Here is a 17383-nt window from a genome sequence, read left to right on the forward strand (position 1 = left end):
CTCACGAAACAGGTCATTACTATGGGTGTTTGGGACATTACGAATCCGCATAAAAGCCGCGTAAGAACTCCCCATACCGCCTTAAAACAGGCATGCTGAGCTCGGAAAACCCAGCGAAGGATCGTTCTTCGTTGAGATAAGGGGAGTCTCTTCTATGATCCGTATTGCTTCAGCGGGGCGCATGCTGGCCGTCGCGGCCGCGGCGAGCCTGGCCCTGACGGCCTGTGGCGGCGGCGGTGGCGACACCGCGGCCCAGCAGACCGGCTCCACGGCGCCGTCCACGGAGGCGTCCTCGGCGCCACCGGCGGCGACCGGCGACGGCACGCTGACGCTCGGCACGGTGCTGCCGCAGACCGGTTCGCTGGCGTTCCTCGGCCCGCCCGAGTTCGCCGGCGTGGACCTGGCCGTCAAGGAGATCAACGAAGCCGGAGGCGTCCTCGGCAAGCCGGTCACCAAGGTCCACACGGACTCCGGTGACACGACCACGAACATCGCGTCGCAGTCGGTGGACAAGCTGCTGGCGCAGAAGGCCGACGCCATCATCGGCGCCGCCTCCTCGTCGGTGTCGGAGTCGATCATCGACAAGATCACGGGCGCGGGCGTGGTGCAGTTCTCGCCGGCCAACACCTCCGACAAGTTCACCACGATCAGCGACGGCGGGCTGTACTTCCGTACCGCGCCGCCGGACAAGCTGCAGGGCCGCGTGCTGGGCGACCTGATCGTGGCCGACGGCAACGACACCGTGGGCATCCTGGCCATGCAGGACTCCTACGGCTCCGGCCTGGCCGACCAGATCACCAAGACGGCCGAGGAGGGCGGGGCCAGCGTCGTGGAGCGGGTCGACTACGACCCCAAGGCGGCCGAGTTCTCCGCCGACGTCGCCAAGATCAAGGCCAAGAACCCGAAGGCGGTCGTGCTGATCGGCTTCGAGGAGGGCGCCAAGGTCGTGGCGGAGCTGGTCAAGCAGGGGCTGGGCGCCGACAAGGTGAAGTGGTACATGGTGGACGGCAACATGTCGAACACCAACTACCAGAAGATGCCCAAGGGCACGCTCAAGGGCGTCAAGGGCACGATTCCCGGCGCCGAGGCCCCCGAGGACTTCAGGAAGAAGCTCCTGGAGGTCGACACCAAGCTCGACGACTTCACCTACGCGGCGGAGTCGTACGACGCGGCGAACCTGATCGCCCTGGCCGCCGAGGCCGCCAAGGACGACACCGGCAAGTCGATCGCGGCCAAGCTGCCCGAGGTCAGCAAGGGCGGCGAGAAGTGCAAGACCTTCAAGGAGTGCGTCGACCTGCTGAAGGCCGGCAAGGACATCGACTACGACGGCATCAGCGGCCCGGTGGAGTTCGACGACGCGGGTGACCCGGCGGTGGCGACGATCGGCGTCTACCAGTACGGCGACGACAACAAGTACCCCGGCAAGGCGCTGGAGTACCGCACCGGCAAGATCGAGGGCTGAGAGTCAGCCCAGGCCGCAGGCCCGCATCGCGTAGGCGATGAGGCGATCCTGCAGCGGCTTGGGCGGCGTCACGATGACCACGCGCTCCTCGCCTCCGTCGACACTGGCCCGGGCGGGGAACAGGAAGGCCTTCTTGGCCTCGGCGAACGCGTGCGGGTCGCAGCGTCCGGGGGTGAGCTCGACGGGCACCTCCAGCCGCTGCGACCCGGCCCCCAGCAGGCCGAGGGGCCTGCGCTCGACGGTGACGATGTAGTGGGTGGTGCCGCCCACGTCGTTCAGCGCCACCGCGCCCGGGCCGCGCCGGGTGATCACCAGGTCGCCCTTCATCACCTTGCCCGACTCGGTCCACTCCGGGCCGAACTCGATGCTCACGGCCTGTTTGACGAGGAACTCGGAGCATTCGTCGCGCAGCAGCCTGGCCAGCAGCGGGTCGGGGTGCGGCACCTGGAAGACGACCCTGCGCGGCGGCTGCGACCCGGTGGCGAGGTGGGCCACGACGGTCGCGGGACGTACCTGGGGCAGGCCCTTGGGTGAGCAGTTGGCGGCGCCGTACGGGATGCGCAGGTCCGTGCGCTCGGTCTTCTTGATGACGGCGTCGGTCCGCTCCGCGGGCAGCGTCGCGAACGAGGGCGTCACGAGCTGGACGTCGGCGAAATGGACGGGTGTGTCGCCGGTATTTCGGACGGCCACCTGCAGCGCGTGCGCCGGTTCGTCCGAACGCCACTGCGCCAGGGAGACCGACACTCCGGCGGGCGGATCGGTCGGCGGAGGGGGAGCCGGTTCGGACGAACCGCAACCGGCGAGGAGCGCGATCATGGCGAAAGGGGGCAAAATGCGCTTCACTCGTCGCACATTAAGCGTCCTTACGCAGGTCCCGTAAGTTGAGGAGTGATTACGACTCCGCATCCAAGTGCCGACAGTTCCCCGGGGGGCCTGGTTGGAGTACGCAGGAGTTTTGTACGTTTCCGTCATTCGATCGGGAAAGCTCGGCGGTGCTGAGATCCCGGCCTGGAAATGAAGGAGACACTTCATGATCCGCATTGCTCCCGTGGGACGGGCGCTGGCTGTCGTGGCTGCCACCAGCCTGGCCCTGACAGCCTGCGGCGGTGGCGGCGGCAACACCGCCACGCAGACTTCCGAGAGTGCCGCGCCGGCTTCGTCGGCGCCGGCGGCGAAGGGCGATGGCACCCTGACGCTCGGCACGCTGCTGCCGCAGACCGGTTCGCTGGCGTTCCTCGGCCCGCCCGAGTTCGCGGGGGTCGATCTCGCCCTCAAGGAGATCAACGAGGCCGGAGGCGTGCTCGGCAAGCCCGTCGCCAAGTTCGACACCGACTCAGGTGACACCACGACCAACATCGCCTCGCAGTCGGTGGACAAGCTGCTGGCGCAGAAGGCCGACGCCATCATCGGCGCCGCCTCCTCGTCGGTGTCGGAGTCGGTGATCGACAAGATCACGGGTGCCGGTGTGGTGCACTTCTCGCCCGCCAACACCTCCGACAAGTTCACCACGATCGAGGACAAGGGCCTCTACTTCCGCACCTCGCCGCCGGACAAGCTGCAGGGCCGGGTGCTGGGCGACCTGATCGTCGCCGACGGCAACGACACCGTCGGCATCCTGGCCATGCAGGACTCCTACGGCACGGGCCTGGCCGACCAGGTCCAGAAGACCGTCACCGACGGCGGCGCCGAAGTGGTCGAGCGCGTCGACTACGACCCCAAGGCCGCCGACTTCTCGGCCGACGTGGCCAAGCTCAAGGCCAAGAACCCCAAGGGCATCGTGCTGATCGGGTTCGAGGAGACCGCCAAGGTCGTCCAGGAGCTGGTGAAGCAGGGTCTGCCAGCCAGCAAGCACAAGTGGTACATGGTGGACGGCAACACCTCCAACACGAACTACGTCAAGATGCCCAAGGGCACGCTGGAGGGTGTCAAGGGCACCATCCCCGGCGCCGCGGCCCCCGAGGACTTCCAGAAGAAGCTCCTTGAGGTCAACAGCAAGCTCGAGGACTTCAGCTACGCCCCCGAGTCCTACGACGCGGCGAACCTGATCGCGCTGGCCGCCGAGGCCGCCAAGAGCGACGCCGGCGTGGACATCGCGCCCAAGCTGGCCGAGGTCAGCAAGGGTGGCGAGAAGTGCACGAACTTCAAGGCCTGCGTCGACCTGCTGAAGGGCGGCAAGGACATCGACTACGAGGGCGTCAGCGGCCCGGTCGAGTTCAACGAGGCCGGTGACCCGGCCGTCGCCACCATCGGCATCTACCAGTACGGCGACGACAACAAGTACGCCACCAAGGCTCTGGAGTACCGCACCGGCAACATCGCCGGCTAAGTAGCACAGGCCACCACCAGGCACAGGCACCACCAGGCACAAGGCTCCACCAGAAAGGGCCCGGTCACCTCGACCGGGCCCTTTCCGCGTGCCGCTAGTCGCAGCCGGCCACGATCTGGTCGGCTGCCGCCCGGTACTGCTTCAGCAGCGCCACCTGCCGCTCGCGCGGCACGTTGTTCCTGGAAAGGCCCGCTGTGGCCCCCAGGACGGTCTCTGTGGCCCTCTGGAGGGAGTCCGGTAGCCGGGCGCCGAACTGGAGGGTGACGCCGCGTACCTCCGCCAGGCGGCCGATCAGGGCGTCCTCGAAGTTCTGCCGGTCCTCCCGGCCCTTCGGCTCCAGCATGAGGCCGGCGTAGCCGATGGAGGACACCACGCGGGCGCACGGGCTGTCGGTGGAGTCGCCGCCCGTGCTGTACCGCTCGGCCGGCGAGGCGTCGTCCTGGCAACCGGCGAGCAGGACGGGCAGCATGAGCGCGACTGTCGCCAAACGTTTCACATCAGTCATTAAAAAACGCGGAAGGGGCCCCGGGGGAGCCCCTTCCGCGTCTCGATCGGTTTACGCCTTGGCGAGCGTGCCGAGGTACAGCTCGATGACCTTCGGGTCGTTGGCGAGCTGCCGCCCGGTGCCGGTGTAGGCGTTGCGGCCCTGGTCGAGGACATAGCCGCGGTGGCAGATCTGCAGACAGCGCCGCGCGTTCTGCTCCACCATGATGACGGTCACGCCGGCCTTGTTGATCTGCTGGGCCTGGATGAAGACCAGGTCCTGCAGCTTGGGCGACAGACCGGCCGAGGGCTCGTCGAGCAGGAGCACCGACGGCTCGGTCATGAGCGCCCTGGCCATCGCGACCATCTGCCGCTCACCGCCGGACAGGGAGCCGGCGCGCTGCTTGCGCCGCTCCTTGAGGGCGGGGAACAGCTCGGCCACGAACTCGAAGCGCTCCTTGAACTTCCCCGGCACCTGGAAGGCGCCCATCTCGAGGTTCTCCTCGATGGTGAGGCTGGGGAAGACGTTGTTGGTCTGCGGCACGTAGCCGACGCCGCGCGAGACCAGCGAGTGCGCCTTCATGTTCGTGATGTTCTCACCCTTGAGCACGACCGTGCCGCTGCGGATGTTGACCAGCCCGAACATGGCCTTGAGCAGGGTCGACTTCCCGGCGCCGTTGGGGCCGATGATGCCGATCAGCTCGCCGTCCTTCACGTACAGGTCGGAGCCGTTGAGGATGTTGACGCCCGGCAGGTAGCCCGCGATCAGCTCGTCGCACCGCAGCACCGCGTCCTCGGCGCCCTCCAGGTGGGCGCCGCGGTCGGTGACCGCCGCCTTGGACTGCGCCTCCAGTGGGGCCTCCAGCGGGGCCTCCGCCGGGGTTGGGGACTCGGGCGCTTCGTCGGCGCTCACTTCTGCGTCTCCTCTTCGATCTCGGCCTCCAGAGCGGCCTCGGCCTCGTGAAGCTGGGCCTCCAGCTCGCTCTCCGACAGGGGAGCGTCGTGGTGGGCGCCCAGGTAGGCGTCGATCACGCGCTCGTCGGACATGATGGTCGAGGGCGGGCCCTCGGCGATCACCGCGCCCTGAGCCATGACGATCACCCAGTCGCTGATGTCGCGGACCATGTCCATGTCGTGCTCCACGAACAGCACCGTCATGCCCTGCTCGCGCAGGTCCTTGACGTGGCCGAGCAGCGACTGCGTCAGCGCCGGGTTCACACCGGCCATCGGCTCGTCGAGCATGACCAGCTCGGGCTGGACCATGAGCGCGCGGGCCATCTCCAGCAGCTTGCGCTGGCCGCCGGACAGCGACCCGGCGAAGTCGTCGCGCTTGGTGTCGAGCTTGAACCGGGCCAGCAGCTCCTCGGCCCGCTCGGTGATCTCCTCCTCCTGGCCGCGCCAGAAGCTCGGCACGAGGGCCCGCCAGAAGGTCTCGCCCTTCTGCTGCTGCGCGCCCAGGCGCATGTTCTCCAGCACGGTCAGGCGCGACAGCGCCTTGGTGAGCTGGAAGGTGCGCACCATGCCGGAGCGGGCCACCCTGTGCGCCGGCACGCCGCTCATCGAGCGCCCGTTGAACGTCCACGAGCCCGAGTCGGCCGTGTCGAAGCCGGTGAGCTGGTTGAAGAACGTCGTCTTGCCCGCCCCGTTGGGGCCGATCAGCGCGGTGATGGAGCCGCGCTGGACCTCGATGTGGTCCACCTCGACGGCGGTGAGGCCGCCGAAGCGGCGCACCACGTTGTCCACCACGAGGATCGGGTCGGGCTTGGGCACGCCGGGCTCGCGGGCCAGGTCCTTGAAGGCGGCCAGGGCCGCGGCCTTGTGGCTGGTCGTTACGGTCTCAGCGTGCATCGATTGCTATCTCCCTCTTGTCACCGAAGATGCCCTGTGGCCGGAAGATGAGCAACAGGATCAGGCCGAGACCGACCAGGATCCAGCGCATGGCGCCGACCTGGTTGGTGTCCATGAACGTGATGTACCCCGCGCCGACCGCCTCGGACAGCACACCGTAGATGAGCACCAGCAGCACCCAGAACAGGCTCGCGCCGACCACGGGGCCGAGCACGCGGGCCGCGCCGCCGAGGATGACCATCGTGTACATGTAGAACGTGGTCTCGGTGCCGAACACGTCGGGCTGCACGGAGGCGTAGGCCAGGCCGTAGATGAAGCCGCCGAGGGCGCCGATGACGCCGCCCAGGACGAGCGACTGCATCTTGTACGAGAACACGTTCTTGCCCAGGCTGCGCACCGCGTCCTCGTCCTCGCGGATGGCCTTGAGCACGCGGCCCCACGGGCTCTTCATCAGCAGGTAGACGATGAGGCAGCACAGCGCGACCAGCAGCCAGCCGACGACCAGCACCCACAGCGTGCGGTGGTTGAAGAACAGCGGCACGGGGCCGAGGTTGAAGCCGTACTCCCCTTCGGGGAAGGGGTTGAGCGCGTAGAAGCCGCCGGTGAAGCCGCGCTGGCCGTCGGAGCCGCCGAAGACGCCCTTGAACTGCACCGAGCGGAAGATGAGACGGACGATCTCCGCCGCCGCGATGGTGACGATGGCCAGGTAGTCGGCGCGGAGCTGCAGGGTCGGGATGCCCAGCAGGATCGCCAGGATGACGGCGGCCACCAGGCCGACGATGATGCCGAGCCAGAAGGGCAGGCCCATGACGGTGACGGTGACGGCCAGGCCGTAGCCGGCCACGCCCATGAAGGCGGCCTGACCGAAGTTGAGCAGGCCGGTGTAGCCGAAGTGCACGTTCAGGCCGATGGCGGCGAGCCCGTACAGGACCGTCTCCACGTTGACGGCGGCCTTGAGGGTCGTGCTGATGATCGTGATCCAGTCCATGGTGATCCTCCCCCGTTCAGCCGACCCGCTCGCGGCGGCCGAGGATGCCCTGCGGCCGGACGAGGAGCACGATGATGAGTACGGCGAGCGCGCCGACGCTCTTGAGCTCCGGCGGCACCCACAGGGTCGAGACCTGGATGAACAGACCCACCACGAGCGAGCCCACCAGGGCGCCGAACGCGGTGCCGAGCCCGCCGAGCGTCACGCCGGCGAAGATGAGCAGCAGGATGTCCTGGCCCATCGTGTACTTCAGGTTCTGGGAGAGCCCGAGCATGATGCCGGCGAGCGCGGCGATGGCGCCGCCCATGGTCCAGATGATCCTGATGACCCGGTCGACGTTGATGCCGGACGAGGCCGCGAGCGCCGGGTTGTCGGCCACGGCGCGGGCCGCCTTGCCCGTACGGGTGCGCAGCAGCGCGAAGCCGACGATGACGAGGACCGCCAGCTCGACGCCCATGGCCACGAAGTTCTTGGGCGCGGCCGAGATCGGCCCGACCTCGATGCCGGGCTGCGCGGTGTACTGGGCGTAGGCCTCGGTCTGGCCGCCGAAGAAGATCAGGAACACGTAGCGCATGAAGAGCGCGACGCCGATCGAGATGATCATCATGGCGATGATGCCGGTGCCCCGCCTGCGGAGCTGGCCCCAGAACAGGCGGTCCTGCAGATATCCCAGGACCCCGCCGGCGATGACGGCGATCAACGCGGCCGGGATGAGATGGATGCCCAGGCCCACGTTGAACGCGTAGGCCAGGATGGCTCCCAGTGTGACCAGCTCGCCGTGGGCGAAGTTGGTCAGGCCGGTGGTGCCGTAGATGAGCGACAGTCCCAGCGCGGCCAGGGCGATGATCAGGCCCAGGTTCAGCCCCTCGAACGTGAGCTGAGCGGCCTGGGTCCAGAACGTGCTCTCGCCGCCGCCCTCCCCCGGCGTCGGCTGGCCCGGAGCGCCCTTCGGCTGGAGCGCGAACAAGACGGTGGAGCAGTTGCCCTCGTAGACGGTCGGCGTGCGGACGTTGTTGCCGCCGCGCACTTCGCTGTTCTGCGGAAGGGAACTGACGTCCAGGGTGACCTTGTACTTACCGGGGTCTTCGACCTGAACGTCCCACGCGCCTTGTGCGTTTGATGTGACCTCCTTGACGGGTTGTCCGCCCTCGGTGGTCACGGCGATTTTGGCGCCGTTCACTGGCTGGCCTTGGAGTTTGAGTGTTCCCTTCAGTCCCTGGCAGTCGGCGGGACCCGCGTACGCGGGCCCGGCCAGCAGGAAGATGAGTCCACCCAGAAAGGCCGTGAACGCGATCACGGCTCTGCGCAATGGTGCTCCCTCAAGTTAGGTCAAGGCGGGGTTGTGCCCCTCCATCTCGACACGCGCGCATCGCAGGCACAACTGGGATGCAATGGCGGGAGCTTATTCTGGCCGCGCCCGGTTCAGTATCGTTCGTCACCAATTAGTGACATGTGCGTGTCACTCATGTGAGGAAACAACAAGCCAGGTCAGGGGCTAAATCGGCCTAGACGCCTGGCGTTCCGGGGGAACGAATGAGTAACGATCGCCGGAAAACGTGGACGAGCCCGCGGGGCGGCCTTTGGGGCCATGTAGGGCTTTCCCGGCCGTACGCGGGAGCAACCCCGCATACGTGAGGCCGAACACGTTTTCTACTGGGCCTCCCCGCGGGCTCTGTTCGGACAACCGTAGCGACCTCCGGGGCTCACGCGCAAAGGGTCGGCAAAAGAGACGTTTGCGTCAGGCGTCGCGCAGGATGCAGGTGAGGCGCGAGGTGCACACGCGCCGCCCCTGCTCATCGGTGATCTCGATGTCGTACGTCGCCAGAGTGCGGCCGCCGTGCAACCTCGTCGCGACTCCCGTGACGTGGCCGGAGGTCGCCGAGCGGTGATGGGTGGCGTTGATCTCGATGCCCACCGCGATCCGGCCGGGACCGGCGTGGATGGCCGCCGCCACCGAGCCCAGCGTCTCGGCCAGCACCGCCGAGGCCCCGCCGTGCAGGAGCCCGTACGGCTGCGTGTTGCCCTCGACCGGCATCCGGCCCACGACCCGCTCCGGCCCGGCCTCGACGAACTCGATGCCCATCCGGTCGGCCAGCGTGCCCCGGTGCATGTCACCGAGCACCGACATCTCCAAGGGGTTGGTCTGCGTCAAAGGGACGTCTCCACTCTTCCGAGCTCAGGTTTTCTGTCGCAGACGCAGACTAGGCTGCGTACGTGCCGAAGAGTGAAGTGACCCCCAGCCGCCCGTGTCTGTTGCTGCTTGACGGGCATTCCCTGGCCTATCGCGCGTTCTACGCGCTGAAGGACGCCAACCTGATGACCACCGACGGTCAGCACACCGAGGCGGTCTACGGGTTCACCTCGATGTTGACCAACATCCTGCGCGACGAGCAGCCGACGCACGTGGCGGTGGCCTTCGACCGGTCGGAGCCGACGTTCCGCCACGAGGAATACGCCGACTACAAGGCCAACAGGAGCGAGACCCCGGAAGACTTCCGCGGTCAGATGCAGCTCATCTACGAGCTGCTCGACACGCTGCGCGTCCCGCACCTGTCCAAGGCCGGCTTCGAGGCCGACGACCTCATCGCCACCCTCGCCACCCGCGCGAGCGCGGAGGGGATGAGCGTCCTGATCGTCACCGGCGACCGCGACGCGCTGCAACTGGTCGACGAGAACGTCACCGTCCTGATGACCCGGCGCGGCATCAGCGACATGACGCGGTTCACGCCCGAGGCGGTCGAGGAGAAATACGGGCTCACCCCGGCGCAATACCCCGACTTCGCCGCCCTGCGCGGCGACCCCAGCGACAACCTGCTGAGCATCCCCAGCGTGGGGGAGAAGACCGCGGCCAAGTGGGTGCGCGAGTTCGGCTCGCTGACCGCGCTGGTCGACCGGGTCGACGAGGTCAAGGGCAAGGTCGGCGACAAGCTGCGCGAGCACGTCGCCCAGGTGCTGATGAACCGCCGGCTCACCGAGCTGCTGCGCGACGTCCCCCTGGAGGCCGACCTCGGCGAGCTCGTCCAGGGCGCGTGGGACCGCGAGGAGATCAACAAGCTGTTCGACACCCTGCAGATCCGCGGCGAGCTGCGCGAGCGGGTGTTCAAGGTGCTCGGCACCGGCGAGCAGGAACCCGAGCAGGGCTTCGAGGTCGAGACCGTGATCCTCGGCCCCGACCGCGTCGCGGGCTGGCTGTCCGCGCTGCCCGAGGGCCGCGCCGGGCTCGCCTTCAAGGGCGCCTACGGCAGCGGCACCGGGCGCGTCGACGGCATCGCCGTCGCCTCGCCCGACGGCACCGCCGCCCACATCGACCCCGTCAAGCTCACCGAGGCCGACGAGGCGGCCCTGCGGGCCTGGCTGGGCGACGACACCAAGCCCAAGGCCGTCCACGACGCCAAGGGGCCCATCCTCGCGCTCTGGGCGCAGGGCATGGAGCTGCGCGGGCTGAGCTGCGACACGGCCCTGGCCGCCTACCTGGCGATGCCGGGCCAGCGCACGTTCGCCCTCGAAGACCTGGCCAGGCGCTACCTCAACCGCGACCTGCGGGCCGAGGAGGAGCCCAGCGGCCAGGCCGCGCTGTTCGGCGACGACGAGGACGCCCCGGCCAAGGACCTCGCGCTGCGCGCCCACGCCGTGCGCCAGCTCGCCGAGTCCCTGGAGACCTTCCTGACCGGGCGCGGCGGCACCCAGCTCCTCAGCGACGTGGAGCTGCCGCTGCTGTCGGTGCTGGCCGAGATGGAGCGCGCGGGCATCGCCGTCGACAGCGCCTACTTCACCGGGCTGGAGGCCGAGTTCGGGGCGGCGGTCAAGCACGCCGTGGAGGAGGCCCACCGCTCGGTGGGCGAGCAGTTCAACCTGGGCTCGCCCAAGCAGCTCCAGGAGATCCTCTTCACCCGGCTCAACCTGCCCAAGACCAAGAAGATCAAGACCGGTTACAGCACCGACGCCGACCAGCTCGCCTGGCTCGTCACCCAGACCGAGCACGAGCTGCCGACGATCATGCTGCGCCACCGCGACCAGCAGAAGCTGCGCACCACCGTCGAGGGCCTGATCAAGGAGATCGCAGGCGACGGGCGCATCCACACCACGTTCAACCAGATCATCGCCGCCACGGGCCGCCTGTCGTCGGAGAAGCCCAACCTGCAGAACATCCCGATCCGCACCGCCGAGGGCCGCCGCATCCGGCAGGGCTTCACGGTCGGCGAGGGCTACGAGACGCTGCTGACCGCCGACTACAGCCAGATCGAGCTGCGCATCATGGCCCACCTGTCGGGCGACGAGGCGCTGATCGCCGCGTTCGAGTCCGGCCACGACTTCCACCAGGCCACCGCGGCCCGGGTGTTCGACCTGCCGCCCGAGCAGATCGACGGCGAACTGCGGGCCCGCATCAAGGCGATGAACTACGGCCTGGCCTACGGCCTGTCCGACTTCGGGCTGGCCACCCAGCTCAACATCCCGGTGGCCGAGGCGCGGGCGCTGAAGGAGGAATACTTCCAGGAGTTCGGCGGCGTGCGCGACTTCCTGCACGCCATCGTCTCCCAGGCCCGCACCGACGGCTACACCGAGACGATCATGGGCCGCCGCCGCTACCTGCCCGACCTCACCAGCGACAACCGCCAGCGCCGGGAGATGGCCGAGCGGATGGCGCTCAACGCCCCGATCCAGGGCTCGGCCGCCGACATCATCAAGGTCGCCATGCTCAACGTGCGCCAGGCGCTCGGCGAGGAGGGGCTGGCCTCCAGGATGCTGCTGCAGGTCCACGACGAGCTCGTGTTCGAGGTGGCGCCGGGCGAGCTGGAGCGGCTCACGGGGCTCGTGAGCGACCAGATGAACGCCGCCTACCACCTGAGGGTCCCCCTGGAGGTCTCGGTGGGCGTGGGGCGCACCTGGGAGGACGCGGGCCACTGAGGGGCCGCTGAGGGGCCACTGGCGGGTCGCTGAGGGCCGCCGACGTGGCCCCGGCCGGGCCACGTCGGCGGCCCCTCTCCGTGCCGGAGGCCCCGCGGGAGCGGCGATCTGCACTAACCTGGACTGGTTTTTCACCGAGCGGCCGGGAGTTCTGTGCGGATGTCAGCGTCCCTCACGCGGATCATCGGCATCGCGAACGTGGTGGTGGTAACGATCGCCATCATCGGGTTGAGCGTCTTACCGTCGGAGAGCCCGCCGCCCGCCCGGCCCAAGGACGCAGTCCGTGCCGACGGCGGGGCCGAGGCCAGCCGGCCGCCCCCGACCCTCGACCCGGTCGGCCAGCCGCCGGGGACGGTGTCCACGCCCGAGTTCGCCAAGCAGGTCAAGGCCAACGAGGTCGGGCTGGTGCCGGTGCTGATGTACCACCGGATCCTGGCCAAGCGGCTCGCCTCGCTCGACCGGTCGCCCTCCCAGCTCAGGAAGGAGCTGGAGAAGCTGGCCGAGCAGGGCTACGTGCCGATCACCGCCCGGGAGTTCGCCATCGGCGAGATCCGGGTGCCGGCGGGCAAGCATCCGGTCGTGCTGACGTTCGACGACGGGCATCCCAGCCACTTCGCGCTCGACGAGAACGGCGACCCGCGGCCCGACACCGCCGTGGGGGTGATCCAAGAAGTGGCCAGGAAACACCCGTCCTTCCGGCCGGTCGCCACGTTCTGGGTCAACAAGGAGCCGTTCGGGCTGCGCGACCAGGCCTCCCAGGCGGCCGCCGTACGGTGGCTGGTCGATCACGGCTACGAGGTGGCCAACCACACCTGGCGCCACCCCAATCTGCGGCTGCTCAAGAAGAAGAAGGTCGGCGAGCAGATCGTCAGGATCGAGCGGCTGCTGAAGAAGCTGGGGGTGCCGCCCTCCCGGACGATGGCGCTGCCGTACGGATCGATGCCCCGTACGAAGAAGGCGGCCCGCACCGGCTCCTGGGACGGCACGCGCTATGATTTCGCCGGTGTTTTCCTCGCCGGGGCCGAGCCATCGCTTTCGCCCTACGCGAAAAATTTCGACCACGGGGCGATCCAGCGCATCCAGAGCAACGGCAAGAAGGGCGAGTGCCGCAAGTGGTGCTCGCAGTACTGGCTGGAGTGGCTGCGTAAGCACCCTGGCGAGCGCTACGTCAGCGACGGCGACCCCGAGCGGATCTCCATACCGGAGAAACTTCGAGGTAATATCGGCGCCAAGCGAGGGCTCCAGGTCATCACCTATTGATTCCTCCCCGGATTGACCCCGTGGCGATGGTCTCATATGCTGATCGCTGCGCTGTGGGCTCGCGCGCGCCTCAGACGGAGCGGGCTCGCGCTCGGTCACGTCGATGTCGTAATTCCTCGGCTTGATGCGGAAGAGGGCCTGCCGCGCATCCGCCACATCGACATCCTGTCCGCGTTCGGAGCAATTCCACACATGACGTCCAGCACTGAGGCCACCTCGAGCACCCCGCAGGTAGCGGTCAACGACATCGGGTCCGAGGAAGCCTTCCTCGCGGCGATCGACGAGACCATCAAGTACTTCAACGACGGCGACATCGTCGAGGGCACCGTCGTCAAGGTCGATCGAGACGAGGTTCTTCTCGATATCGGCTACAAGACCGAGGGTGTCATCCCCTCGCGTGAGCTTTCGATCAAGCACGATGTCGATCCCGCTGACGTCGTGGAAGTCGGAGAGCACGTCGAAGCCCTGGTCCTCCAGAAGGAGGACAAGGAGGGCCGCCTGATCCTGTCCAAGAAGCGAGCTCAGTACGAGCGCGCCTGGGGCACGATCGAGAAGATCAAGGACGAAGACGGCATCGTCACCGGTACCGTCATCGAGGTCGTCAAGGGTGGTCTCATCCTCGACATCGGCCTGCGCGGCTTCCTCCCGGCCTCCTTGGTCGAGATGCGCCGTGTCCGCGACCTGCAGCCGTACGTCGGCCGCGAGCTCGAAGCCAAGATCATCGAACTCGACAAGAACCGCAACAACGTGGTCCTGTCGCGTCGTGCCTGGCTCGAGCAGACGCAGTCCGAGGTCCGCCAGACCTTCCTCAACACCCTCCAGAAGGGCCAGGTCCGCAAGGGCGTCGTGTCCTCGATCGTCAACTTCGGTGCGTTCGTGGATCTCGGCGGCGTCGACGGTCTGGTCCACGTGTCCGAACTGTCCTGGAAGCACATCGATCACCCGTCCGAGGTGGTCGAGGTCGGCCAGGAGGTCACGGTCGAGGTCCTCGATGTCGACATGGAGCGCGAGCGCGTCTCCCTGTCGCTCAAGGCCACTCAGGAAGACCCGTGGCAGCAGTTCGCCCGCACCCACCAGATCGGCCAGGTCGTGCCGGGTCGCGTCACCAAGCTGGTGCCGTTCGGCGCGTTCGTCCGGGTCGAGGAGGGCATCGAGGGCCTGGTCCACATCTCCGAGCTGGCCGAGCGCCACGTGGAGATCCCGGAGCAGGTCGTCCAGGTCGGCGACGAGATCTTCGTGAAGATCATCGACATCGACCTCGACCGTCGCCGCATCAGCCTCTCGCTGAAGCAGGCCAACGAGGGTGTCGGCACCGAGGTCGAGTTCGACCCGACCCTCTACGGCATGGCGGCCACCTACGACGACCAGGGCAACTACATCTACCCCGAAGGCTTCGACCCGGAGACCGGGGAGTGGCTCGAGGGCTTCGACAAGCAGCGTGAGGAATGGGAGCGGCAGTACGCCGAGGCCCAGCAGCGCTTCGAGGCCCACAGGAAGCAGATCGAGGAGGCTCGCAAGGCTGAGGCCGAGGCCGGAGAGGCGGCTCCGTCCTCCTACAGCGGCGAGACGCAGCCCCAGCAGGGCGGCAGCTCCTCGTCGGCTCCGGCCAGTGGCGCCCTCGCCTCGGACGAGGCGCTGGCGGCTCTGCGCGAGAAGCTGGCCGGCGGCCAGAGCTGATCGCTCTCGCCTGAGGCATGGCTAGTCGAAAGGCCCCGCATGGTTCGCCGTGCGGGGCCTTTCGCATGCCCGGCGATCATGCGGGACGTGGGATCCGCGCCTTGACGGGTGGGCATAGGGGATCTTTCCGGATGACTCGCCGAGGGAGCGGCAGATTTTACCCAAGGGTCTTTCCAAGCCTCTGACCTGCGGGGCAGGCCGTTGAGAGACTGAGCCGCACTGGCACACCGACTCTCAGGGGCACTGCAGTGGGCATGGTTCAGCGGGTGGTCCAGGTGACGGCCGCGCTGGCGGCCGCCGTCGCCGCCACCGTCCCGGCCGCATCGGCCACCTCCACCGGGTCAGCCACCTCCACCGGGTCAGCCACCTCCACCGGATCAGCCACCTCCACCACCTCCACCCCCTTGGTCCTCTCCACCACACCGGTCCTCTCCATCGGATCGCCCGTCTCCAACCCGCCGATCTCCTCAACCGGATCGTCTGTCTCCGCCCTGCCGATCTTCTCCAAGGGATCGGTCGCCTCCGTCTCGCCGGTTGCCTTCGCCGGATCGGTCGTGTCCGCGCCGTCGGTTGTCTCCGGGGTGTCGGTGGCCTCCGGAATGTCGGTGGCCGATGCCGCGCCGGTCTTCGGGGCATCGGTCGCTTCCCCCTCGTCGGGTGTCTTCGGGGCCTCGGTCGATTCCGGCGGATCGGCCGTCTCTGCCCTGCCGGCCTCCTCTGCCGGATCGGCCGTCTCCACTGGATCAGCCGTCTCCGTTGCATCGGCCGTCTTCCCGGGATCGGCCGCCGTCGCCTCGCCGGTCGCTGCCCCCTTGCTGGTAGCCGCCACCGTCCCGGGTGTTCCCGTTGGGGCGGGTGTCGTTGCCGGGGCGGGTGCGTTGGTGGCCAGGACGCAGCCGCCCGGTCCGGTGGCTCGGGGGAGTGGCGGGGTGGCGTGGTGGGACTGCGGGGACGGGTTGCAGTGCGGCAGGCTCTCCGTGCCCGTCGACTGGGCCAGGCCGCGCGGGGCGCGTACCCAGATCGACGTGGCGCGGATGCCCGCCCACGACCCGGCGCGCAGCCTCGGGCCGCTGGTCGTGAACATCGGCTGGGGGCCCACCATCCAGGGCGTGCGGGACCGGCCCGACACCGTGAGCGAGCTGGCACGCTGGTTCGACGTGGTGTTCGTCGAGCCGCGCGGCCTCGGCGACCGGGGAAGCCCGGCCATGGTGCGCTGCTCGGTCCCGCAGCCCGACCCGCTGCGCCTGCAGCTCACCCCCGGAGCCGCCATGTGGCGCGCCTACGCCCGCGACAACGCCGCCTACGACAGGAGCTGCCGGATCGCCGCCGGGCCCGCCTACGCCGGTCTCACGTCCTGGCAGGTGGCCCACGACCTCGACGCCCTGCGCGCCGCGCTCGGCCAGCGGTGGCTGCGGTATTTCGGCAACGCGTACGGGGCCGTGTACGGGCAGGCGTACCTGGAGCTGTTCCCGCGCCGGGTGGAGCGGATGTACCTGGAGGGCGTGCCCGACCACGGCGAGCCGGGGCTGGGGCGGCGGCTGATCGCCCGGGCGCGCGCGGCCGAGCGGCAGCTCACCTACTTTCGCGACTGGTGCCGGGGCCGCCTGGGCTGCCCGCTGGACGGCGACGCCGTGGCGCTCCTCGACGACCTGCTCGAACGGGCGCCCCTGCCCGCCGGCCCCGGCCGTACGCTCGACGCCCGCCGGATCGTCGCCGCGGTGAACGCCGGGCTCGCCCCGCACCGCTGGCCCGAGCTGGCCCGCGCCCTGTCGGCGGCCGGAGAGGGCGACGCGAGCGCCCTGGCCGCGATGGCCGCCATGGCCCGGCCGGTGGCCCCCGGGATGGTGACGCGGTCGATGGTCTGCCACGACTTCATGCCGGTCGTGCCCGGATACCGGCGGTTCATGGCGATGGAGTCGCGGCTGCGTGCCGTGGCGCCCCGGGTGGGGTGGATGGCGGGCCGGTACGAGATCGCCCGGTGTCTCGGCGTGTCGGGGCGGGGCCCGAGCTGGCCGCCCCGTCCCCTGCGGGCGCGCAAGGGGGCGTCGGTGCTGGTCGGGATCGGGCGGCTGGACACCACCGCACCGGGCGCGGGGGCGGCCAGGGTGGCCGGGCGCGTCCCCGGGGCGGCGGTGTTGCGGCACGGTGACGGTCATGGCGCGTACCTGCTGCAGGGGGCGAGCAAGCTGCGGGCCACCTGCCTGCGCACCCACGTGCACGCCTACCTCGTCAACGGCACCCTGCCGCCGGCGCGCACCGTCTGCCCAGGAGAGCTGACAGCGGGCCTGGATTGACGGCGGGCGTGGTCCGACGCGGGCCTGGGCTGACGGCGGGCCTGGTCCGACGGTGGGCATGGGCTGAGGGCGGGTCTGGATTGACGGCGGGCCTGGGCTGATGGCGAACGTGGTCGGGCGGGGCCGTGGTCGGGCGGTGG

General features: G+C 68.9%; 14 protein-coding genes. 6 read left to right on the top strand and 8 right to left on the bottom strand.

Going from position 1 to position 17383, the window contains the following annotated elements; all coding sequences use genetic code 11:
* Positions 1-154 precede the first annotated feature (154 nt).
* The gene (locus tag AB0I15_RS59065; RefSeq protein ID WP_358117843.1) at positions 155-1462 is read left to right on the top strand and encodes an ABC transporter substrate-binding protein; all 1308 of its coding nucleotides are present in this window, start codon (positions 155-157) and stop codon (positions 1460-1462) included.
* Positions 1463-1465: 3 nt separating this feature from the next.
* Here AB0I15_RS59065 and AB0I15_RS59070 read toward each other — a convergent pair whose 3' ends face one another.
* Positions 1466-2305 (bottom strand): hypothetical protein, encoded by an 840-nt coding sequence (locus AB0I15_RS59070; protein ID WP_358117846.1) that lies wholly within the window; start codon positions 2303-2305, stop codon positions 1466-1468.
* Between the two features lie 187 nt (positions 2306-2492).
* Between AB0I15_RS59070 and AB0I15_RS59075 the strand changes: the two genes are divergently transcribed.
* On the top strand, positions 2493-3788 hold the full coding sequence (locus AB0I15_RS59075; protein WP_358117848.1) for an ABC transporter substrate-binding protein: 1296 nt from the start codon (positions 2493-2495) through the stop codon (positions 3786-3788).
* Positions 3789-3882: 94 nt separating this feature from the next.
* Here AB0I15_RS59075 and AB0I15_RS59080 read toward each other — a convergent pair whose 3' ends face one another.
* The 6 genes from AB0I15_RS59080 to AB0I15_RS59105 all read right to left on the bottom strand — a co-directional run bounded on the left by AB0I15_RS59080 (position 3883) and on the right by AB0I15_RS59105 (position 9235).
* On the bottom strand, positions 3883-4284 hold the full coding sequence (locus tag AB0I15_RS59080) for a hypothetical protein (RefSeq protein ID WP_358117851.1): 402 nt from the start codon (positions 4282-4284) through the stop codon (positions 3883-3885).
* Positions 4285-4344: 60 nt separating this feature from the next.
* Entirely contained in the window at positions 4345-5079 is a 735-nt protein-coding gene (locus AB0I15_RS59085) for an ABC transporter ATP-binding protein (RefSeq protein WP_358117906.1), read from the bottom strand.
* A gap of 101 nt (positions 5080-5180) precedes the next feature.
* Entirely contained in the window at positions 5181-6119 is a 939-nt protein-coding gene (locus tag AB0I15_RS59090) for an ABC transporter ATP-binding protein (RefSeq protein ID WP_358117854.1), read from the bottom strand.
* A complete protein-coding gene (locus AB0I15_RS59095) occupies positions 6109-7107 on the bottom strand; it encodes a branched-chain amino acid ABC transporter permease (RefSeq protein ID WP_358117857.1) in 999 nt (332 codons plus the stop codon). Before AB0I15_RS59095 ends, AB0I15_RS59090 begins: the two co-directional genes overlap by 11 nt.
* A 16-nt stretch (positions 7108-7123) precedes the next feature.
* A complete protein-coding gene (locus tag AB0I15_RS59100) occupies positions 7124-8416 on the bottom strand; it encodes a branched-chain amino acid ABC transporter permease (protein ID WP_358117858.1) in 1293 nt (430 codons plus the stop codon).
* Between the two features lie 429 nt (positions 8417-8845).
* A complete protein-coding gene (locus tag AB0I15_RS59105) occupies positions 8846-9235 on the bottom strand; it encodes a hotdog fold thioesterase (RefSeq protein ID WP_358117908.1) in 390 nt (129 codons plus the stop codon).
* Between the two features lie 86 nt (positions 9236-9321).
* Between AB0I15_RS59105 and polA the strand changes: the two genes are divergently transcribed.
* From polA to rpsA, 3 genes are all read left to right on the top strand, one after another.
* The gene (gene polA, locus AB0I15_RS59110) at positions 9322-12012 is read left to right on the top strand and encodes a DNA polymerase I (RefSeq protein ID WP_358117861.1); all 2691 of its coding nucleotides are present in this window, start codon (positions 9322-9324) and stop codon (positions 12010-12012) included.
* A gap of 159 nt (positions 12013-12171) precedes the next feature.
* Complete coding sequence (locus AB0I15_RS59115) at positions 12172-13272, top strand: polysaccharide deacetylase family protein (protein ID WP_358117862.1); 1101 nt, start codon at positions 12172-12174, stop codon at positions 13270-13272.
* A 192-nt stretch (positions 13273-13464) separates the two neighbouring features.
* Positions 13465-14949 (top strand): 30S ribosomal protein S1, encoded by a 1485-nt coding sequence (gene rpsA / locus AB0I15_RS59120; RefSeq protein WP_358117865.1) that lies wholly within the window; start codon positions 13465-13467, stop codon positions 14947-14949.
* Positions 14950-15208: 259 nt separating this feature from the next.
* On the opposite strand, the gene AB0I15_RS59125 is transcribed toward rpsA, so the two are convergent.
* Positions 15209-15778 (bottom strand): hypothetical protein, encoded by a 570-nt coding sequence (locus tag AB0I15_RS59125; RefSeq protein WP_358117868.1) that lies wholly within the window; start codon positions 15776-15778, stop codon positions 15209-15211.
* A 100-nt stretch (positions 15779-15878) separates the two neighbouring features.
* On the opposite strand from AB0I15_RS59125, the gene AB0I15_RS59130 reads away from it, so the two are divergent.
* Positions 15879-17243, top strand: coding sequence for an alpha/beta hydrolase (locus AB0I15_RS59130; RefSeq protein WP_358117870.1), 1365 nt, complete (start codon positions 15879-15881; stop codon positions 17241-17243).
* Positions 17244-17383: the final 140 nt, after the last annotated feature.

Origin of the sequence: Nonomuraea sp. NPDC050643, assembly GCF_040654715.1 — a bacterium.
Lineage (GTDB): Bacteria > Actinomycetota > Actinomycetes > Streptosporangiales > Streptosporangiaceae > Nonomuraea.